Genomic DNA, 19,309 nt, shown 5'->3' with positions numbered 1-19,309 from the left:
CCGCAACACTGGTCGCACACGACCGACTGCCGAGAAGGGTTAGCGCTGTGACGAGCGACCAGGGACTGTCCATCTTCGACGACAACGAGCCGGGCGAGGACGCGACCGAGGCCGCTGCGGACGACGCCACCCAGGTGCTGCCCGTCGTCTCGCCGAAGCCCGCACCGCCGGCACCGGCGCGGCGGGCGCCGGTGATCCCGCCGGCGACGCCGCGCCCGTCCGCGGGGCCGATGGCCACGCCGGCCGGCTTCCCGGTCGTCCGCCGCGGCGGCTACGACAAGGACGCCGTCGACGCGCGGGTGCGCCAGTTGACCTCGGAGATGTCCGGCCTCGGCAGCAGGCTCACCGAGTCCGATCGCCGCGCCCTTGAGCTCGAGGAGCAGGTGAGCGAGCTCGAGGGGCGCCTGAAGGAGAACGAGCAGCCGTCGTACGCCGGCCTCGGCGGTCGCGCGAGCGCCATGCTGCGCCTCGCCGAGGAGGAGGCGGCCGACGTCCGCGAGACGGCCGAGCGCGACGCCGGCGAGATCCGCGAGCAGGCGGCCCGCGACGCGAAGGCGGTCCGCGCCGACGCCGCCCGCGAGGCCGAGGACATGCGGCTGGTCCAGCTCAAGGAGCTCGACGAGAACCGCGCCCGGCTGATGGCCGACGCCGAGCAGGAGCGGGCGCTCGCGAAGGCCGAGGCCGAGGACCTGGTCGCGTCCGCGCGGCGCGAGGCCGACCAGCTCCGGCTGGCCGCCGAGCAGGAGACCAACGAGCTGCGCACGGCCGCCAAGCGCGAGTCCGAGCAGGCACGTGCCGCCGCCGACCGCGAGGTCCAGGAGGCCCGTCGCGCCCTGGCCGTGGAGAAGGAGCGGCTGGCCCGCGAGGCGACCGACCACCACGCCAGCGCGACCGCCGAGACCCGGCGCCTGGTCGAGGAGGCCGAGCAGCGCGCCACCGCCGCCGAGCAGCGCGCCCGCGAGGCCGCCACCCAGGCCGCCGAGCAGCGCTCCCAGACCTCGTCCGAGGCCGAGGCGCTGCTCCACCGGGCCCGCCGCGAGGCCGAGCAGATCGTCGCCACCGCCCGCACCCAGGCCGACTCGATCACCTCCAGCGGCAACGCCGACGCCGAGCGCGAGCTCGCCGCGGTCCGAGCCGACGTCGACCGGCTCTCGAAGCGCCGCGACGCGATCACCGCCCAGCTCGCCTCGCTCAGCGAGGTCATCTCGGGCTTCGCCAAGGACGACGAGTGACCGACTCCTCCGCGTCCGCGGAGGAGTCGCAGGAAGAGACCGCGGGGATCCCGACCGACGAGGACTACCTCGGCGAGCCGGGTCCCCCGCTGGACCACCACGCGCCGTTCTACGTCGGCTTCGTCGGGGGCGCCGGCGTGCTCGTCGCCGTGTGGCTGGCGATGCAGATCCAGGCCATCGGCGCGACGCTGATGCTGATCATCGTCGCGCTGTTCCTGGCCGCCGGCCTCGACCCCGCCGTGCGGTTCTTCGAGCGGCGGGGCATGAGGCGCTCGTACGCCGTCCTCACCGTGATCCTGGCGTTCCTGGCCGCGCTCGCGCTCTTCGTCGTCGCGATCGTCCCGGTCATCACCGACCAGGTCCGCTCGCTGACCGACAACGTGCCGCACTGGCTCAGCCAGCTGCAGCGCAACTCGCAGGTGCAGCGGCTCGACGACGAGTACGGCATCATCGCCAAGGTCCAGGAGTACGTCACCAACGGCGACTTCGCCGGCGCGCTCTTCGGCGGTGCGCTCGGCGTCGGCCTCGCCGTCCTGGGCGCGCTGTTCAACGGCTTCATCGTCGTCGTGCTGACGCTCTACTTCCTCGCCTCGCTGGAGACCACGAAGGGCGCGATCTACCGGCTGGCGCCGGCCTCGCGTCGCGACCGGGTGTCCCGGCTCGGCAACCGGGTGATCCGCAGCGTCGGCGGCTACGTCTCCGGCGCCTTCATCGTCGCGATGTGCGCCGGCATCTCCTCGCTGGCCTTCCTGTTCATCGTCGGCCTCGGCCAGTACGCCGTCGCGCTGGCCTTCGTGGTCGCGCTGCTCGACGTGATCCCGATGATCGGCGCCACGCTCGGCGCGCTCATCGTCACCGCGATCGGGTTCGCGGAGGACTGGAAGGTCGGCGTGGCGTGCGCGATCTTCTACATCGTCTACCAGCAGGTCGAGAACTACGTGATCTACCCGCGGGTGATGTCGAAGTCCGTCGACCTGCCCGGCGCGGTCACCGTGATCGCGGCGCTGGTCGGCGCCGCGCTCTTCGGCGTGGTCGGCGCCCTGCTGGCGATCCCGACCGCGGCCTCGCTCCTGATGCTGGTGCGCGAGGTCTGGGTCAGACGACAGGACCAGCGGTAGCGCGCTCGCCGAGCTTCACGAACACGACGCCGACGAGGATCAGCACGCCGCCGAGCAGCTGCACCGGCAGCGGCAGCTGGTCGAGCAGCAGCCAGGCGAACAGCACGCTCGCGACCACCTCGAGCAGCGCGACGAACGACGCCAGCCGGGAGCCGAGCCGGCGGACCGCGGCGATCCCGCTGGTGTAGGGCACCGCCGCGGTCACCACGCCGAGGAGCAGCAGCGGCAGCCACCAGGGGACCGGCTGGCCGGCGTACTCCACGCTCGCGGTGGACGTGCGCATCGGCATCAGGCCGACCAGCCCGAGGAGCGCGAGCACGACCGCGCCGGAGACCAGTCCGCCGGCCGCGAGCGCCATCGGGGGCAGGCCGTTGTCGTCGTCGCCGGAGACGATGAAGAACGTCGCCGCGCCGACCATCGCGGCGAGCGCCCAGAGCACGCCGGCGACGTCGAGGTCCGCGCCGGAGAGCAGGTCGAGCACGAGCACCAGGCCGAGCGCGGCGAGGCCGGCACCGGCAAGCGTGACCGGGCCGGGGCGCTGGCCGTGGCGCAGCCACATCCACGCGACCACGGCCGCGGGGGCGGTGTACTCGATGAGGATCGCCGGGCCGACCTGCATGTGCTGGACGGCGGAGAAGTAGCAGTACTGCGCGCCGGCGACCGCGAGCGCGCCGAAGCCCACGATCAGACGGGCGTTGCGGCGTACGGCGTCCCAGCGCCCGTGCAGGGCGACCAGGCCGAACGGCAGCACGACGAGCGCCCCGAGGCCGACGCGGATCAGCACGATCGCCCCGGCACTCCAGCCGGAGCGGAGCAGCGGCGAGGCCAGCGCGCCGGACAGGCCGAACGAGAGCGCCGCCACCAGGGCGAACCCGATCCCGCCCGCGAGCCGGGGGCCGGCGCCGACCCGCACCTCGTCATGGGTCAACGCCGTCATGGCAGGTGACACTAGGGTGCGGGCATGTAACCTGTCAACATGGTTTTCGCCCATGACACCGAGGTCTCGCTCCAGGCTGCCGTGACGCTGGCCAACTCCGCCCTCGAGCCGGACACGATGGCGACGATCGCGGACCTCGACGCGTTCTACGCCGCGTTCGAGTTCACCGGCCGCCGCGACCGCGACCGGGCCGAGCTGGACGCGGTCCGCGCGATCCGCCCCGACCTGCACGCCCTACTCACGGCGTCCCGCGACGACGCGGTCGACATCGTCAACCAGATGCTCGCGTCGGCCGACGCGGTCCCCCGGCTGGTGCGCCACGACGTGTGGGACTGGCACGTGCACGCGGTCACCCCCGACCGCGACCTGCCGACCCGGATCCGGGTCGAGACGGCGATGGCGATGGTCGACGTGATCCGCGCCGACGAGATGTCCCGGCTCGGCGTCTGCGCCGACGACGACTGCGGCGGCGTCGTCCTCGACCTCTCCCGCAACCGCTCGAAGCGCTTCTGCTCGACCACCTGCGGCAACCGCAACGCCGTGGCGGCCTACCGCGCCCGCCAGCGCGACTGACGCCGAGTCGGCGCAAACTCAACGCCGAGTCGGCGCAAACTCAGCTGAGTCTGCGCCGACTCGGCGTTGATCACTGGGCGAGGAAGCGGCGGAGCACCTCGGTGAAGACCTGGGGCTGCTCGGAGTGGACCCAGTGGCCGGCGTCCTTGATCGTGACCCGTCGGTTCCGCGGGAACCAGCGGTCCATCGCGGGGGCGTAGTCGTCGGTGACGTACGCCGAGGTCTCGCCCGCCACCCACAGCGTCCTGCCCTCGTACGGCGCGACGCCGTCGAGCGCGTCGGCCGGCCAGCCGCCGAGCGCGTCGAGGTCGCGGCCGAGGACCTCGAGGTTCGGGCGCCACGCCCAGCCGTCCTCTGCACCGCCGCCTCGGTGCAGGTTCTGGAGCAGGAAGCTGCGCACGGTCGCGTTCGGCACCGCCTCGGCGAGCGCGGCGTCGGCGTCGCGGCGGTGCTCGAGCGATGCGACGTCGAGCGCGAGCATCGCCTCGATGTAGCCCGCGAACTCGCTGCGCCCCGCGTAGCCGACCGGCGCGACGTCGACCACGCAGAGCCGCTCGACCAGCTCGGGGTGGCGCAGGGCCAGCACCATCGCGGCCTTGCCGCCCATCGAGTGGCCGACCAGCGCGACCGGGTCGTCGGCGTCGAAGAGCGCCGCCACGCGGTCCGCGACGTCGACGTAGTCGAAGCGGTCCGGCCATTCGGAGCGGCCGTGGTGCGGCATGTCGACCAGCAGCGTCCGGTGGTCGGCCGCGACCTCCTTGGCGATCGTGGTCCAGTTCCTGCCCTGCCCGAAGAGCCCGTGACAGAAGGCGACGAGCGGCCCACTCTCCCCCAGGCTCGTCGTGTGCAGGCCCGTGCTCAGCACCACTCGCGCACTCCCGTCGGCGTCAGGTCACGGTCCCGGAGGACGACGGCGAGCCGGTCGCCGTACCGCCGGCAGGTCCAGCGGAAGTCCGCCCGGCGGTACTCGATCGCGAGCACCCGGTCGCCGTACGCCCGCGTGTAGGCGCCGCACTCCCGGTAGCGGCCGCACTCCTCGGCGACCGCGAAGTCGAAGCCGATCCGCGTGCCGTCGTACCCGGCGAGGTTCTTCTGCCCGGCCTCGAGCCCGGCGCGGTGCGCGCCCTTCACCAGCAGCCGCGCGAAGGCCAGCGCCTGCCGGCGCTCGACCAAGCCGCGACTGCGGGTGAACGAGTCGAGGTTGTCGAACTCGACCGCGTCGAAGCCGGCCGCCGCGCAGCCGCGCGTCCAGCGGTTCACGATCCTCGCGAGATCGCGCCGCTTGGCCTTGGTGCGTACGTCGAGCAGCCACTCGCCCCACGCCTCGTCGACCACGGGCTCGCCGCCGCGCTTGAGCACCAGGCGCCAGTGCTGGCGCCAGAACCGGCGCTCGCCGGGCTGGGTCTGGAAGCCGTTGACGTAGCAGACGTTGTACCTCCCCTCGACCGGCTCGGCCTCGCGGTCACGCACCACGATGCCGACCCGATCCGGCACGGGGCGCTCGCCACCGAGCTGGTAGTCGACGTCGGTGCCGGTCGGCAGCGGCACCAGGGCCAGCAGTGCGGGTACGACGAGCGCGTGACTCCACGTGGCGAGACGGCGTCGTCCGGGTACCGCAGCATCCCGACTTGTCCTTCGAGAGCGGATCATCCATCCCATCCTCGCGCACCCCGGGCCGACTCGGCGCAAGTGGCCCGCCGTAGAGGCGCGACTCGGCGCAAGTTGCCCGGGCCGCGGGCAAGACGCGCCGACTCGCCCTCCTCCAGCGGGCAAGACGCGCCGACTCGCAGCGTCTGAGCGGGCAAGATGCGCCGAGTCGGCCTAGCGCGCGGAGTAGTCCCGGAAGCCGCGCCTGGTCTTGCGGCCCAGGTAGCCGGCGGTGACGAGGTGCTCCAGCAGCGGGGCGGGGGCGAAGCCGGGCTCACGGAACTCCAGGTAGAGCTCGCGTTGGATCGCCAGCGACACGTCGTTGCCGACCACGTCGAGGAGCTCGAACGGTCCCATCGGCAGCGCGCATCCGAGCTTCATCGCGGTGTCGATGTCATCGGCGGTCGCGTAGTGCGCCTCCAGCATCTTCACCGCGTCGTTGAGATAGGGGAACAGCAGCGCGTTCACAATGAAGCCGGCCCGGTCGCCGCAGGAGACCGCGACCTTGCCGACCTTGTCGCACAGGGCGCGGGTCGTCTCGGTGACGTCGTCGGCGGTGACGACGGTGGAGACCACCTCGACCAGCTTCATCACCGGGGCGGGGTTGAAGAAGTGCATGCCGATAACGTCCTGCGGCCGCGAGGTCGCCTGCGCGCAGGCGATGATCGGCAGGCTCGACGTCGTGGTCGCGAGGATCGCGCCCCGCCCGCCGTTGCCGTGGCGGCAGATCTCGTCGAGGTTCTCGAACAGCGTGGTCTTGATCGCGAGGTCCTCGGCGATCGCCTCGACCACGAGGTCCACCGACGCGAGATCGTCGAGCGAGATCGACCCGGTGATCCGGGCCAGCACCTCCGCCTTGGCCTCCTCGGTGGCCCGGCCGCGCTGGATCTGCTTGTCGAAGCTCTTGGCGATCGTCGCGACCACACCCTCGACCTTCTCCCGCGCCCGGCCGACCACCAGCACGTCGTACCCGGCCTTGGCGAAGACCTCGACGACGCCGCTCGCCATGGTGCCGGTGCCGACGACGCCGACCTGCGAGATGTCGTGCCTGAGCGCGGGCCTGGCGTCGGCGGACGGCGTCTGGTCGTCGGCGACCACGACCGGGCTGTCGGGCGCCTCGTAGGTGTAGAAGCCGCGACCGGTCTTCCGGCCCAGCCAGCCCGCGGTGACCATCTGCTTGAGGATCGGGGACGGCGCGTGCAGGCGGTCGCGGCCCTGGCGGTACATCGTCTCGAGGATCGTGTACGCCGTGTCGAGGCCGATCAGGTCCAGCAGCGCCAGCGGGCCCATCGGGTAGCCGCAGCCGAAGCGCATCGCGGCGTCGATGTCCTCGCGGCTGGCGTAGCGGCCCTCGTACATCGAGACCGCATGGTTGAGGTAGCCGAACAGCAGGGTGTTCGCGATGAAGCCCGCCTTGTCGCCGCAGACGACGGGGCTCTTGCCGACCGCCTCGACCAGCGCCTGTACGTCGGCCAGCACCTGCTCCTCGGTGACGACCGTGCGGACGATCTCGACGAGATCCTGGACCGGCGCCGGGTTGAAGAAGTGGATGCCGACGACGCGGCCCGGGTGGGAGTTCGCGGTCGAGATCTCGGTGACCGAGAGGCTCGAGGTGTTGGTGGCGAGCACCGCGTCTGGTGCCACGATCGCGTCGAGGTCGCGGAGCAGCGCCTTCTTGGTCTCCAGCGACTCCACGACGGCCTCGACGACCAGGTCGGCGTCGGCGAGGTCCCCGAGCTCGGTCGAGAAGGTGATCCGGCCGAGCAGCTCGGCCTGCTCCGCCTCGGTCATCTTCTCGCGGCGTACGGCGCGGGCGGTCGAGTGCTCGAGGTGCTGGCGGCCACGGGCCAGGCCGTCGTCGTCCTTCTCGACCCCGACCACGGCGTACCCGTTGCGGGCGAACACCTCGGCGATGCCGGCACCCATGGTGCCGAGGCCGATGATGCCGATGGTCGAGAACGTGCGGCTCTCCGCAGGCACAGTCGTCATGCGGCGCATGGTGGCATGGGAGTGGGCCCGGCGGCAGTGGCCTACTTCACTCGCAAGTAACTTGACGATCCGATTAGGGTCGCGCCCGTGAGACTCGTCGTTGCCAGGTGCCAGGTCGACTACGCCGGGCGGCTGACCGCCCACCTCCCCATGGCGACGCGGGTGCTGATGATCAAGGCCGACGGGTCCGTGCTCGTGCACTCCGACGGCGGCTCCTACAAGCCGCTCAACTGGATGTCGCCGCCGTGCACCCTCCGCGAGGGCACCACCGAGGACGGCCAGGTCGAGTGGACCGTCACCAACCCGAAGTCCGACGACACCCTGCGGATCCTCATCGAGGAGGTCCTGCACGAGTCGAGCCACGAGCTCGGCATCGACCCCGGCCTGCAGAAGGACGGCGTCGAGAGGCACCTCCAGGAGCTGCTGGCCGAGCACCCCGCGACCCTCTCCCCCGGCCTGGCGCTGGTGCGCCGCGAGTATCCGACGCCGATCGGCCCGGTCGACCTGATGTGCCGCGACGCCGACGGCACCTCGGTCGCGGTCGAGGTCAAGCGCCGCGGCGAGATCGACGGCGTCCTTCAACTCGAGAGGTACCTCGAGCTGCTGAACCGCGACCCGCTGCTCACGATCAAGGGACCGGTGCGGGGGATCTTCGCGGCCCAGGAGATCAAGCCTCAGGCGAGGGTGCTGGCGCAGGATCGCGGCATGTCCTGTGCCCTCGTCGACTACGACGCGCTGCGGGGACTCGACGACCCGACGGACCGCCTGTTCTGACCGGCAGGCGGCCCGGCCCGCTCTCCACAGGCGTTCGGGACGACGCTGGCGGCTCTCGAGAACCCGGCATACGGTGACAGCTATGACGAGCGATCCCGGCATGAGTCGCCGCGTGGCCCGGCTCGAGAACGACACCGAGTCGATCTACGAGCTCATCACCGCGGTCAGGTCCACCCAGGACGAGCACACCGGCCGCCTCGACGGCATCGACGGCCGCCTCGACCGCGTCGACGGCCGCCTCGACCGCGTCGACGGCCGCCTCGACCGCGTCGACGGCCGCCTCGACGGCATCGACGGCCGCCTCGACCGCGTCGACGGCCGCCTCGACCGCGTCGGTGGCCGGCTGGACCGCGTCGAGAGCACCCTCGGCGAGGTCAGGTCCACCCAGGACGAGCACACCGGCCGCCTCGAGCGCATCGAGAGCACCCTCGCCGAGGTCGTCCGGCGCCTTCCCGAGCCTTCGTGACCTGCACGCCGGCCGACCCGTCACATCGGCTCTCGTGACCCGAGGTCGCAGCCCAACCCGACCAGTCCGCTGCGGCCGGTGTCGGTGAGCCGCAGCGCCCTGGACGAGGCGGTACGCCGCACGAACCAGCCGCGCTCGACCAGCCCGTCGGCGATCGCGGCGGCGAGGCCGCCGGCCAGGTGGGACCGGCGCTCGGTCCAGTCCAGGCACGGCCGGGCGAAGGAGCGGCGCTGGGCGCGCACGAGCTCGACGTCGACACCCCAGCCGGCCAGCCCCGTCGCTCCGGCTGGTGTGACGTCGTACGCCGGCGTCAGCCACTCGTGGGACAGCAGCGCGTCGTGCAGCGCGACGCCGCACACGCCGGCGAGGTGGTCGTAGCAGGTGCGCGCGAAGCCGAGCGCCCGTGCGTGCCCGGCCTGGCGCAGCGACCGCACGGGCTGCCGGGGTGCGATGTGCGAGATCGCCTCGAGGGCCGCGCCGACGTCCGGGCCGGCGATCCGGTGGTAGCGGTGCCGCCCCAAGACCACGACCTCCACGAGCCCGCCGTCACGTAGCCGCGCGAGGTGCTCGCTCGCGGTCGAGGCACCGACGCCGGCGACCCGGGCGAGCTCACCGGCGGTCAGCGCCCGGCCGCCCATGAGGGCGTCGAGCATCCGAGCCCGGCTCGGTTCGCCGATGAGCGCCCCGACGGCGGCGAGGTCGGTGTCGTGCATCCGGCGAGGCTACGCCGCGGACGGTTCGGCCGGCACCGAAGCGTCCCGCCTCTAACGTCGTGGTCATGGAGAACCCCGGAGCCCAGGTCGAGTCCGCCGTCGAGTACTGCCTGGAGGTGGCGGCCACCTGGCTCGCCTGGAACGGCCGCCCGGCGGTCAGCGAGGGCGGCGACCGGATCTACACGCCGCACAAGGCCGTCCGCCGGATCGCCGACCACCTCGTCGACCACCTGGCCGAGGTCGAGGCGCTGCTGGCCGGCGTACCGACCGAGCCCGACCACTGGCACGGCAGCGTGGTCACCGTCGATGCCGACTGGGCGCGGTTCACCGAGCTCGACCTCGACGAGGCCGGGCAGCGGCTGCGTCGGCTCGGGCGCACGTTCGCGCTCCGGCTCGCGGTCGCCGGCCCGGACGAGTGGGACGTCCCGCGCGGCGACAGCTGGACGCTCCGCGAGATCGCCAGGCACCTCACCGAGATCCGGTGGTACGCCGACCAGGTCGGCGCGCTCCGGACCGCGCGACCTGCTGTCGCGACGAGCCTGTGAGGATCTTCCCCATCGCGCGCTGGCCGACCGGCAGCAGACGCAGGAGGCCGGGGGCGTACGCGACGTCGGCCCGTGGAGGGGCGTGCGGGCGGTGACTCGGTCCTGCGGGAGTGCCCGATAGGGGTACCAGAACGCGGCGGCGACGGCGGAGGTCGTCTCCCGCGGCAGGTCGCGTGCGACCACGTCCACGCGGTGGCCGGCCTCGAGCAGGCGCAGCGCGCAGGTCAGCCCGACCACACCTGCCCCGACCACGATCACCCGCTCCACGATGGGAGAAGTGTGGCGGCGCAGATGCGCGCCGCCGTCCTGCGCTGGCTCAGCCTCAGACGCCGGCCTGGCGCGGCGCGGTCGGGTCGTCGGCCTCGCCGCCCTGCTCGCGCGCGACGTACTCCTCGATGTCCTCGATGTCGTCGCGGTTGCGGGTGGCCACGGCCAGCAGGTCGCTCATCGTCGCGACCTCCTCGACCTGCTCCTTGATGAACCACTGCATGAACTGCTCGGAGGCGAAGTCACTCTCCTCGCGCGCGATCCGCAGCAGCGTGTTGATCTGCTCGGTCACCCGCTTCTCCTGGTCCAGCGCGAGCGCGACCGGGGCGACGACGTCGGCGAAGGCGTTCTCCGGTGCCGGGACCGCCGGGATCACGACGTCGCTGTCGGTGTCGAGGAGGTACCGGATCATCATCGACGCGTGCGCGCGCTCCTCGAGCGCCTGGGCGTAGAAGAACGCCGCCATCCGGGGCATCGTCTGCGCGTCGTAGTGGACCGCGCACGCGAGGTACTGGTTGTGCGCCGCCAACTCGTTGCCGATCTGGACGTTGAGCTGCTCGGCGAAGCGGGCTGCGACCAACGGGGGCTCCTCGGATCTCGGGTCAGGCGGCCTTGGCGAGCCTCTTCTTGGTGACCTTCTTGCCGTCCAGGCGCACCAGCTCGCGCTTCCTGACCGTATACCCCGCGGGCAGCGCGCCGTCCTTCAGCATCCGGATGGGGCAGCGACCGCACCGCGACTTGGACTCGCAGCACTTGGTCTTCGGCAGCTTGGCCCTCGGCTGCTTGCGCTTCTTACCCACGGCCCGAACGGTAGCACGAGTTTAGGGCAGCCTTACTTCTGTCTCGCGCGGTCGATGGTGGGCGACTATTCACACTGTGTATAGTTCGGGCCATGAGCGCCGCCCTCCCCCTCCTGGCCCTGCTCGAGCAGGAGCCCGCCCACGGCTACACCCTCAAACAGCGGTACGACGACCGCTTCTCGCGCACCCGGCCGCTGGCCTTCGGCCAGGTCTACGCCGCCCTGTCCCGGTTCGAGCGCAACGGCTGGGCGGAGATCCTCGATGTCGAGGTGGCCGAGGGGCCCGAGCGCAAGCGCTACCGGGTCACGCCGACCGGCGTGGAGACCGTCGACGCCTGGGTGTACTCCCCCCAGCAGCCCGCCGAGTTCGCGATGAGCAACCTGTGCACCCGGGTCAGCGTGGCCCTGACCTCGGGCCGCTCGGCGGCCGAGGTGCTGGACCGGCAGCGCACCCAGCACCTGGCGCGGATGCGCGAGCTGACCCGGCAGCGCGCCGACGCCGGCCCGGCCGAGCAGCTGCCGATCACCTACGAGCTGGCCCACCTCGACGCCGACCTGCGCTGGATCGAGGAAGCCGGCACCCGACTGGAGGAGCTCCGATGACCACGACGAGATCCCTCGGGCCTGCGGTCCTGGAGGCGCGCGGCCTGACGGTGCGGTACGGCGACACCATCGCCATCGACCGCGCGGACCTCGCGATCCTGCCCGGCTCCCGGACCGCGGTGATGGGCCCGTCGGGGTCGGGCAAGTCCTCGCTCGTGCACGCGCTGGCCGGCATCGTCCGTCCCGACGCGGGCGAGGTGTGGTTCGAGGACGAGCGGCTGGACCTGCTCGGCGAGGCGGCCCGGAGCCGGCGCCGACTGGCCCGGATGGGCATGGTCTTCCAGTTCGGCGATCTGGTCCCCGAGCTCACGCTCGTCGAGAACGTGATGCTGCCGCTCCAGGTGCTCGGCCACCGCGCCCGGGCCGCGCGCGAGCGCGCGACCGAGATGCTCGACGCGCTCGGCGTCGCCGACCTGGCCGACCGCCGTACCGGCGCCGTGTCGGGAGGCCAGGCGCAGCGAGCCGCCGTGGCCCGGGCGCTGGTGCACCAGCCAGCGGTCGTGCTGGCCGACGAGCCCACCGGCTCGCTCGACAGCCTGACCGCCGAGCGGGTCCTGGACACCATCGTCGAGGCGACCCGGAGTGCCGGCGCCGCCCTGGTCGTCGTGACCCACGACCACGTCGTCGCGTCGCACCTCGACGAGCTGGTCGTCGTACGCGACGGCCGGATCGCGGCCGGGGCGCGGGCATGACGTCGCTGCTGCTCGGGCTCCGGCTGGCACTGACCCGGGCGGCCCGGCTGCGCACGGCGCTGCTGGTGCTCGCCGCGCTCCTGGCGGCGGTCGTGCTGCTGACGGCGCTGGCGGCGGGCCGCTTCGAGCTGCGCCACGCCGAGGCCTACCAAGCCGAGATGCCCCGCCTGGTCACCGCCGTCGTGGCGGCGGTCGCGCTGCCGTGCGCCGTGCTGCTCGCGACGGTCGCCCGGCTCTCGGCGGCGCTGCGCGACCGGCGGCTCGCCAACCTCCGGCTGATCGGCCTGACGCCGGCGCAGACCCGGCTGGTCAGCGCCGCGGAGACCGGGGTCGCGGCGGCGCTGGGCGGCACGCTCGGATGGCTGGTCTTCCGCGCGGTCCGGCCCCTGCTCGTCGCGCACCCGCCCGCGGGCCGTGGCTGGGACGCGGACTTCTCGCCCGGCACGCTCGCGCAGCTGCTCGTGCTGCTCGGCGTCCCGGCCGTCGTGGTCCTCGCGGGACTGATGCCCACCCGCGGCACGGCACGCGACCCGCTCGCGATCGCCAGGCGGGCCGACCGCAAGCCGCCCGGGTGGTGGCGGCTCGCGCCGCTGGCGGCCGGCGTCGCGCTCTGTGGGACCGTGCTCGTCCAGGGCCACCAGACCTCCTCCACGGCCACGAACCGCCAGGTCGCGCTGATGCTTCCCGGGGTCGCGCTCCTCGGACTCGGGCTGGTGCTGGTGCTGCCCACCCTGGTCCGGCTGCTCGCCCGCGCGCTCACCGGGCTCCCCCTGGGCGCCGCGGGCCGGATCGCGGTCCGCCGGCTCGAGGCACAGCCGGCCGGCGTCGCCCGGATCATCGGCGCGCTCCTGATCGGCCTGTTCCTGGTCACCGGCGCCCGCTACGTCCTCGTGGCGTTCGAGAGCACTCCGCAGTACGTCGCGGCGGCCGGCGCCATCGAGCGCGAGCAGCGCTCCACGGTGGAGGCCCGGGTCGGGAGCGCACCTGCGCTGACCGAGCGGATCCGCGGCATCCCCGAGGTCCGCGACGTGGTCGGGCTCCCCCTCCTGGGCATCGGGGTCCGGGGCGGCCCGCAGGCCGTGGTCGCGACCTGCGCCGACCTGGCCCGCCTCGGCGCCGACGTCTCCGGCTGCCGGGAGGGCGAGGCCGCCTGGCTCGCCGAGGGGATGCCGGCGTTCGTGCGCGAGAACTACCCGCGGTTGCGTGGCGCCACCCAGATCACCTGGACCAGCGGCTACGGCCAGCGGCAGGTCGACGCCCTCGACCTGCCCCTGGACCTGCCCACGATCGACCTCGGCCCCGGGTGGGAGTACGGCGACGTGTACGCCGACCTCCTGATCCCCCCGTCGATGGCGGGACAGCTGTCTCCGAGCACACGGCAGGCGCTGGTCGTCGTCGCCGGTCCGGGGCGCGACCTCCCCGACCTGTTGGCGGCGCAGGGCGTGAACCTGATGACGATCCCCGACTACGCCGGCTACGACTTCGTCGCCACCATGCGGTCGGTGATCTGGTCGGTCGCGGCGGTGATCCTCGCGGTCGGCCTGCTGGCGCTGGCGATCGCGGCGATCGACCGGGCGATCCAGCGCCGCAAGGAGCTGGTCGCGCTCCGCCTGGTCGGCCTCGGCCCGGGGCTGCTGCGGCGCGCGGTGTGGCTCGAGGTCGCCGTACCCGTCGCGGTGGGCGCGGTCCTCGCGGTCGGCCTCGGCGCCCTGGGCGGCGCGACCTACCTCGTCCTGGACGAGAGCCTCGGCATGCCGTGGCCGCAGACCTGGCGGCTCGGGCTGGTGGCGCTGCTCGGCAGCGTCGCGGTCGGGGCGGTGTGCACCAGCGTGGCGGCCCCCCGGCTCCGCGCGGAGGAGGTCCGCACCGAGTGACGGGCGCTACGGCAGGCCGTGCGCCCGGCGGATCACGTCGACGATGCCGCCCATGATCTCGGTGAGGCCGAAGTCCTTGGGCGTGTAGACCGCGGCGACGCCGAGCTCGCGCAGCCGGCGGCCGTCGGAGTCGGGGACGATGCCGCCGACGATCACGGGGACGTCGTCGAGGCCCGCCTCCTTCAGGCCGGCGAGGACGTCGGGGACCAGCTCCATGTGCGAGCCGGACAGGATCGACAGCCCGACGCAGTGCACGTCCTCCGCCACTGCGGCCGCGACGATCTGCTCCGGGGTCAGCCGGATGCCCTGGTAGACGACCTCGAACCCGGCATCCCGCGCACGTACGGCGACCTGCTCGGCGCCGTTGGAGTGCCCGTCGAGTCCGGGCTTGCCGACCAGCAGCCGCAGCCGGCCGCCCTGCTGCCCGCTGAGCTCCTCGCCGGTCGCCTTGACCCGCTCCCGTACGGCGGCCAGCTCGGCGCCGGCCTCCACCACCACGGCGCCGGACACGCCGGTCGGGCCGCGGTACTCGCCGAACACCTCGCGCAGCGTGCCGGCCCACTCCCCCGTGGTCGCGCCGGCCCGGGCGGCGACCAGCGTCGGGCCCATCAGGTTCGCCTCGGTCTTCGCAGCCTCGGCGAGGGCGGCGAGCGCGTCGGCGACCTCGGCCTCGCTGCGCTGTGCCTTCCACGCCTCGACGCTCGCGCGGGCGCTCTGCTCGGCCTCGGGGTCGGCGGCCATGATCGCGCCGTCCAGGTCGGCCGTGAGCGGCGAGGGTTCGGTGGTCTCGAACCGGTTGACGCCGACGATGACCTCCTCGCCCGACTCGATCCGCGCGCGGCGGGCGGCGTGGGAGGAGACCAGCTCGGACTTCATGTACTCGACCGCGGCGATCGCGCCGCCCATCGCCTGGACCCGGTCGATCTCGGCCCGGGCGCCCTCGACCAGCTCCGCGACCTTGGCCTCGATGACGTGCGAGCCGTCGAAGATGTCGTCGTACTCCAGCAGGTCGGACTCGAAGGCCAGCACCTGCTGGAGCCGCAGCGACCACTGCTGGTCCCACGGCCGCGGCAGGCCGAGCGCCTCGTTCCACGCCGGGAGCTGGAGCGCGCGGGCGCGGGCGCTCTTGGACAGCGTCACGCCGAGCATCTCCAGCACGATGCGCTGCACGTTGTTCTCGGGCTGGGCCTCGGTGAGGCCGAGCGAGTTGACCTGCACGCCGTACCGGAACCGCCGCATCTTCGGGTCCTCGACGCCGTACCGCTGCTGGGTGATCTCGTCCCAGAGCTGCCCGAAGGCCCGCATCTTGCAGGTCTCCTCGACGAACCGGACGCCGGCGTTGACGAAGAACGAGATCCGGCCGACGACCTTCTCGAAGTCGGTCTCGTCGACCTGGCCGGCGTCCTTGACCTGGTCGAGCACGGCGATCGCGGTGCACAGCGCGTAGGCGAGCTCCTGCGTCGGCGTCGCACCGGCCTCCTGCAGGTGGTAGCTGCAGATGTTGATCGGGTTCCACTTCGGGATCCGGTGGACGGTGTAGGCGATCATGTCGGCGATCAGCCGCATCGAGGCCTCCGGCGGGAACGCGTAGGTCCCGCGGGAGAGGTACTCCTTGATGATGTCGTTCTGCGTGGTGCCGGACAGCTGCGCGGCGACCTCCTCGGGCGTGCTCTCCCCCCCTGCAGACCGAGCCTGCTCCTCGGCGACCACCTGGTACATCGCGAGCATCCACATCGCGACGGCGTTGATCGTCATCGAGGTGTTCATCTCCGTGAGCGGGATGCCCTCGAACAGCCGGCGCATCTCGCCGAGGTGCGGCACCGGTACGCCGACCTTGCCGACCTCGCCCCGCGCCAGCGGCGAGTCGGGGTCGTAGCCGGTCTGGGTCGGGAGGTCGAAGGCGACCGAGAGGCCGGTCTGGCCCTTGGCGAGGTTGGTCCGGTAGAGCGCGTTCGACGCCGCCGCGGTCGAGTGTCCGGCGTAGGTCCGCATCACCCACGGCCGATCCTTCTCCGGCCTGTCTTTCTCGGTCATGCGACCGAGGGTAGGGCGGCGGCTACCTGTTGGTAACCGCCTGTGGGGTATCCGACACGCCGCCGTCGTCGGTCACGCGGTGGCGGCGGCGCGCTCCACCTCCACGAACCTGCTGAGCCGGGACAGGTGCAGCATCCGGCGTACCGCCGGACCGCAGCCGCGCAGCGTGAGGTGGTGGCCCCCGCGGGCGGCCTGGCGGGTGGCGACCGCGAGCACCTTGAGCGCGGTCATGTCGATGGTGGACACGTCGGTCAGGTCGACGACGACGTCGGCGTCGTGGCCCTCGAGAAGCTCGTAGATGGCGGTGCGGACCTCCCACGTGCTGCGCACGTCGAAGTCACCGCTGAGATGGATGGTCGGTCCGTCGGTGATGATCTCCATGATCTGCCCCGTCCTCCGGGGCCCTGAGAATCCCCGGTAGCTCCCACCGTGTCGATGGCTGCCTGTCACCCACTATGACGCCGGACCAGTCCCGAAGGTTGCTCCGCGGCCGGATATTTCCGCCGTGTCGCGTCCGATGTCTGATCCACGGTGTACCCCGCGCCCTCGCCGGCCATGCCCGGCTACCCTCGCGGTCATGGTCAACCTCACCCGGATCTACACCCGCACCGGCGACGGCGGGGAGACCCGGCTCGGCGACATGAGCACCACCCGCAAGACCGACCTCCGGCTCGCGGCGTACGCCGACGTCGACGAGTCCAACGCCCAGATCGGCCTCGCCCTGGCGACCGGCGGGCTCTCCGCGGAGGTGGCCGCCGTCCTGACCACCGTGCAGAACGACCTCTTCGACGTCGGCGCCGACCTCTGCACGCCGGTGGTCGCCGACCCCGAGTATCCGCCGCTGCGGATCGAGCAGGTCTATGTGGACCGGCTCGAGGCCTGGTGCGACCAGTACAACGAGGACCTGCCCAAGCTGCGGTCGTTCATCCTCAACGGCGGCACCCCCGGCGCCGCGCTGCTGCACGTCGCCCGGACCGTGGTCCGTCGTGCCGAGCGATCCACCTGGGCGGCGTACGAGGTGCACGGCGAGACGATGAACGTCCTGGCGATCACCTACCTGAACCGGCTCTCGGACCTGCTGTTCATCCTCGCCCGCCACGCCAACCGATCCGTCGGCGACGTGCTGTGGGTGCCGGGGGGCGAGCGGTAGGGCGGTGGGCGTCGGCCTGACTCACACCGGCACCCGCTCCCGCCGCTCCTTGGCGGCGAAGACCGTGGCGCCCGCCGGGACCATCAGAGCCGCGATGACCAGCAGCGTCTCGAGAGTGCCGACGCGGTCGGCCAGCAGGCCGAGCAGCGGCGGGCCGGCGAGGAACGCCGAGTAGCCGATGGCCGACACCGTGCCGACCCGGCGGGCGGCGCGCAGCGGCTCGTCGGCGGCCGCGCTCATGCCGACGGGGAAGCCGAGCGAGGCGCCGAGGCCCCAGACGACGATGCCGATCCCGACCAGCACGACGTTGCCGCCGAAGACCACGAGCAGGATGCCGGCGAACGCCGCCGCGGCGGATCCCCCGAGCACCGGCGCGCGGCCGTGGCGGTCGAGCAGCACAGGGCCGTAGAGCCGGCCGGCCATCATCGAGCAGACGAAGAGCGTGAAGCCGGCGACGCCGACCCAGTGGCGTACGCCGTAGCCGTCGATCAGCGCGAGCGAGAGCCAGTCGTTGGCGGCGCCCTCGGAGAGGGCGAAGGCCAGCACCATGACGCCGATCGCCAGCGTGCGCGGCTCCTTCCACGGAGACCACGAGCCGCCGGCCGTCACCTGCTCCTCGTGCGTCTCGGGCGGCGTGAGGTAGGTGCCGGCGGCGAACCAGGTCGCGACCGCGGCCAGGACGGCGAAGCCCGGCACGTGCAGGATCACCGGCACCTGCAGCGCGGCCATTGGGACGCCGATGGCCGCGCCGGCGAACGAGCCGAGGCTCCAGCCCGCGTGGAAGCGCGGCATGATCGTGCGGCCGAGGCGCCGCTCGACCTCCGCCGCCTCGACGTTCATCGAGACGTCCCAGACCGCGATGCCGACGCCGTCGACGAAGAGGCCGAGCGCGGTCAGCACCGTCAGGTCCGTGGCCACGCCGGTCATCGCGACGGCCAGGCCGGAGACGACCAGGATCGCGCCGAGCCGGGTCACCGCGGCCGCGCCGATCCGATCGATCAGGCGGCCGCTGAGCGGCAGCGCGATGACCGAGCCCACGGAGATCGCGAGCAGCAGCAGACCCAGCGAGCTGTTGGTGAGCGCCAGCCCGCTGCGGATGTCGGGCAGCCGGGAGACCAGCGTGGCGAAGCAGAACCCGTTGAGGGCGAAGCTGGCGGCCACCGCGTTGCGGGTCTGGAGGAGCGACGTCACCGGCTCAGCCTTCCCGATCGGCGGCTGCTCACCAAACCACCCCCAATGCCGACTCGGCGCGTCTTGCCCATCACAGGGGCGCGACTCGGCGCGTCTTGCCCGCCCGCCTGTGGACAAGGTGGGCAAGTTGCGCCGACTCGCACCCTCTGGGTGGGCAAGATGAGCCGACTCGTCGGGGTCAGCGGGGGGCGCGGGTCCAGTCGGTTCCGGGGGGGCCGGCCTCGAGCCAGGCCTGGAACCCCGTGAGCGAGGAGGGCGACATCGCGAGCTCGACCAGCCCGTCGGGCGTCCGGCAGCCGATCACCACGTGGTCGGGATAGAGCGACATCTGCTCAGCCCCCTCGGGGTCGCGGTGGCCGTCGTAGGTCAGCCGGGAGCGCAGCAGGACCCGCTTGGGGCGCGGCCACAGCGAGAAGTAGCGGAACCACTCCAGGGACTCCCCGGAATAGCGGCCGAGCCCGAGAAGCCAACCGCGCCCGGCCTTGGTGGACCGGACGCGGTAACTGAGCTCGAAGGTGCCGCCGTGGCGGGCGAGCAGGCGCCGCCGCACGATGAGGCCGATGCCGAAGAGCAGGACGAGGCCGAGGAGCGCACCGGCTGCATCGAGCAGCCACTGCCACACCGGCATCCACGTCCTCCAAGCCCGCACCCCCGTGAAGTGCTCACCCTAGCGGGAGCACCCCACGGGGGGTGTCGACGGGTCCG

21 protein-coding genes and 1 pseudogene are annotated in these 19,309 nt (G+C 72.7%); 10 read left to right on the top strand and 12 right to left on the bottom strand.

What is annotated here, in order from left to right:
* Window positions 1-47: 47 nt before the first annotated feature.
* On the top strand, window positions 48-1,232 hold the full coding sequence (locus tag ACYVKX_RS03025; RefSeq protein WP_460829076.1) for a hypothetical protein: 1,185 nt from the start codon (window positions 48-50) through the stop codon (window positions 1,230-1,232).
* On the top strand, window positions 1,229-2,350 hold the full coding sequence (locus tag ACYVKX_RS03020) for an AI-2E family transporter (RefSeq protein ID WP_460829075.1): 1,122 nt from the start codon (window positions 1,229-1,231) through the stop codon (window positions 2,348-2,350). The genes ACYVKX_RS03025 and ACYVKX_RS03020 overlap by 4 nt, the downstream gene beginning before the upstream one ends.
* On the opposite strand, the gene ACYVKX_RS03015 is transcribed toward ACYVKX_RS03020, so the two are convergent.
* Window positions 2,328-3,287, bottom strand: a complete 960-nt coding sequence (locus tag ACYVKX_RS03015) for an EamA family transporter (protein ID WP_460829074.1) — start codon at window positions 3,285-3,287, stop codon at window positions 2,328-2,330. The genes ACYVKX_RS03020 and ACYVKX_RS03015 overlap by 23 nt on opposite strands.
* Before the next feature lie 39 nt (window positions 3,288-3,326).
* On the opposite strand from ACYVKX_RS03015, the gene ACYVKX_RS03010 reads away from it, so the two are divergent.
* Window positions 3,327-3,860 carry a CGNR zinc finger domain-containing protein gene (locus ACYVKX_RS03010; protein ID WP_460829073.1) on the top strand — a complete coding sequence of 178 codons (534 nt, stop codon included), beginning with the start codon at window positions 3,327-3,329 and terminating at the stop codon, window positions 3,858-3,860.
* 70 nt (window positions 3,861-3,930) lie between these two features.
* On the opposite strand, the gene ACYVKX_RS03005 is transcribed toward ACYVKX_RS03010, so the two are convergent.
* The 3 genes from ACYVKX_RS03005 to ACYVKX_RS02995 form a co-directional block, all read right to left on the bottom strand.
* Entirely contained in the window at window positions 3,931-4,728 is a 798-nt protein-coding gene (locus ACYVKX_RS03005; RefSeq protein WP_460829072.1) for an alpha/beta fold hydrolase, read from the bottom strand.
* Window positions 4,719-5,510: an endo alpha-1,4 polygalactosaminidase gene (locus ACYVKX_RS03000; RefSeq protein ID WP_460829070.1), complete on the bottom strand. Its 792-nt coding sequence runs from the start codon at window positions 5,508-5,510 to the stop codon at window positions 4,719-4,721. The genes ACYVKX_RS03005 and ACYVKX_RS03000 overlap by 10 nt, the downstream gene beginning before the upstream one ends.
* A 171-nt stretch (window positions 5,511-5,681) precedes the next feature.
* Window positions 5,682-7,496 carry a 3-hydroxyacyl-CoA dehydrogenase family protein gene (locus ACYVKX_RS02995; protein ID WP_460829069.1) on the bottom strand — a complete coding sequence of 605 codons (1,815 nt, stop codon included), beginning with the start codon at window positions 7,494-7,496 and terminating at the stop codon, window positions 5,682-5,684.
* Between the two features lie 87 nt (window positions 7,497-7,583).
* Here ACYVKX_RS02995 and nucS point away from each other — a divergent pair, with 87 nt between their 5' ends.
* Together nucS and ACYVKX_RS02985 are read left to right on the top strand one after the other, a co-directional pair.
* Window positions 7,584-8,270 (top strand): endonuclease NucS, encoded by a 687-nt coding sequence (nucS, locus tag ACYVKX_RS02990; protein ID WP_460829067.1) that lies wholly within the window; start codon window positions 7,584-7,586, stop codon window positions 8,268-8,270.
* 82 nt (window positions 8,271-8,352) lie between these two features.
* Window positions 8,353-8,736, top strand: coding sequence for a hypothetical protein (locus ACYVKX_RS02985; RefSeq protein ID WP_460829066.1), 384 nt, complete (start codon window positions 8,353-8,355; stop codon window positions 8,734-8,736).
* 20 nt (window positions 8,737-8,756) lie between these two features.
* Here ACYVKX_RS02985 and ACYVKX_RS02980 read toward each other — a convergent pair whose 3' ends face one another.
* Complete coding sequence (locus ACYVKX_RS02980; RefSeq protein ID WP_460829065.1) at window positions 8,757-9,449, bottom strand: ArsR/SmtB family transcription factor; 693 nt, start codon at window positions 9,447-9,449, stop codon at window positions 8,757-8,759.
* Window positions 9,450-9,514: 65 nt separating this feature from the next.
* Between ACYVKX_RS02980 and ACYVKX_RS02975 the strand changes: the two genes are divergently transcribed.
* Window positions 9,515-9,994: a hypothetical protein gene (locus ACYVKX_RS02975; RefSeq protein ID WP_460829064.1), complete on the top strand. Its 480-nt coding sequence runs from the start codon at window positions 9,515-9,517 to the stop codon at window positions 9,992-9,994.
* A gap of 36 nt (window positions 9,995-10,030) precedes the next feature.
* Here the strand turns inward: ACYVKX_RS02975 and ACYVKX_RS02970 are convergent.
* From ACYVKX_RS02970 to ACYVKX_RS02960, 3 genes and pseudogenes are all read right to left on the bottom strand, one after another.
* A pseudogene (locus tag ACYVKX_RS02970) lies at window positions 10,031-10,246 on the bottom strand (FAD-dependent oxidoreductase); the annotation flags it as partial.
* 70 nt (window positions 10,247-10,316) lie between these two features.
* Complete coding sequence (locus tag ACYVKX_RS02965) at window positions 10,317-10,841, bottom strand: ferritin (RefSeq protein ID WP_460829063.1); 525 nt, start codon at window positions 10,839-10,841, stop codon at window positions 10,317-10,319.
* A 22-nt stretch (window positions 10,842-10,863) separates the two neighbouring features.
* Window positions 10,864-11,061, bottom strand: coding sequence for a hypothetical protein (locus ACYVKX_RS02960; protein WP_460829062.1), 198 nt, complete (start codon window positions 11,059-11,061; stop codon window positions 10,864-10,866).
* Between the two features lie 92 nt (window positions 11,062-11,153).
* Between ACYVKX_RS02960 and ACYVKX_RS02955 the strand changes: the two genes are divergently transcribed.
* The 3 genes from ACYVKX_RS02955 to ACYVKX_RS02945 are packed head-to-tail and all read left to right on the top strand — an operon-like array spanning window position 11,154 to window position 14,229.
* Complete coding sequence (locus ACYVKX_RS02955) at window positions 11,154-11,663, top strand: PadR family transcriptional regulator (RefSeq protein WP_460829061.1); 510 nt, start codon at window positions 11,154-11,156, stop codon at window positions 11,661-11,663.
* Window positions 11,660-12,355: an ABC transporter ATP-binding protein gene (locus ACYVKX_RS02950; protein ID WP_460829060.1), complete on the top strand. Its 696-nt coding sequence runs from the start codon at window positions 11,660-11,662 to the stop codon at window positions 12,353-12,355. Before ACYVKX_RS02955 ends, ACYVKX_RS02950 begins: the two co-directional genes overlap by 4 nt.
* On the top strand, window positions 12,352-14,229 hold the full coding sequence (locus ACYVKX_RS02945) for an FtsX-like permease family protein (RefSeq protein ID WP_460829059.1): 1,878 nt from the start codon (window positions 12,352-12,354) through the stop codon (window positions 14,227-14,229). Before ACYVKX_RS02950 ends, ACYVKX_RS02945 begins: the two co-directional genes overlap by 4 nt.
* A gap of 6 nt (window positions 14,230-14,235) precedes the next feature.
* On the opposite strand, the gene ACYVKX_RS02940 is transcribed toward ACYVKX_RS02945, so the two are convergent.
* Complete coding sequence (locus ACYVKX_RS02940) at window positions 14,236-16,263, bottom strand: protein meaA (RefSeq protein WP_460829058.1); 2,028 nt, start codon at window positions 16,261-16,263, stop codon at window positions 14,236-14,238.
* 72 nt (window positions 16,264-16,335) lie between these two features.
* Entirely contained in the window at window positions 16,336-16,644 is a 309-nt protein-coding gene (locus ACYVKX_RS02935; RefSeq protein ID WP_460829057.1) for an STAS domain-containing protein, read from the bottom strand.
* Window positions 16,645-16,840: 196 nt separating this feature from the next.
* Between ACYVKX_RS02935 and ACYVKX_RS02930 the strand changes: the two genes are divergently transcribed.
* On the top strand, window positions 16,841-17,413 hold the full coding sequence (locus tag ACYVKX_RS02930; protein WP_460829056.1) for a cob(I)yrinic acid a,c-diamide adenosyltransferase: 573 nt from the start codon (window positions 16,841-16,843) through the stop codon (window positions 17,411-17,413).
* Between the two features lie 21 nt (window positions 17,414-17,434).
* On the opposite strand, the gene ACYVKX_RS02925 is transcribed toward ACYVKX_RS02930, so the two are convergent.
* Together ACYVKX_RS02925 and ACYVKX_RS02920 are read right to left on the bottom strand one after the other, a co-directional pair.
* Window positions 17,435-18,604, bottom strand: coding sequence for an MFS transporter (locus ACYVKX_RS02925; RefSeq protein ID WP_460829055.1), 1,170 nt, complete (start codon window positions 18,602-18,604; stop codon window positions 17,435-17,437).
* A gap of 178 nt (window positions 18,605-18,782) precedes the next feature.
* Entirely contained in the window at window positions 18,783-19,232 is a 450-nt protein-coding gene (locus ACYVKX_RS02920) for a DUF2550 domain-containing protein (protein ID WP_460829054.1), read from the bottom strand.
* Window positions 19,233-19,309: the final 77 nt, after the last annotated feature.

Source organism: Nocardioides hungaricus (genome assembly GCF_054782915.1).
This window is presented reverse-complemented; position numbering and strand designations above follow the sequence as displayed.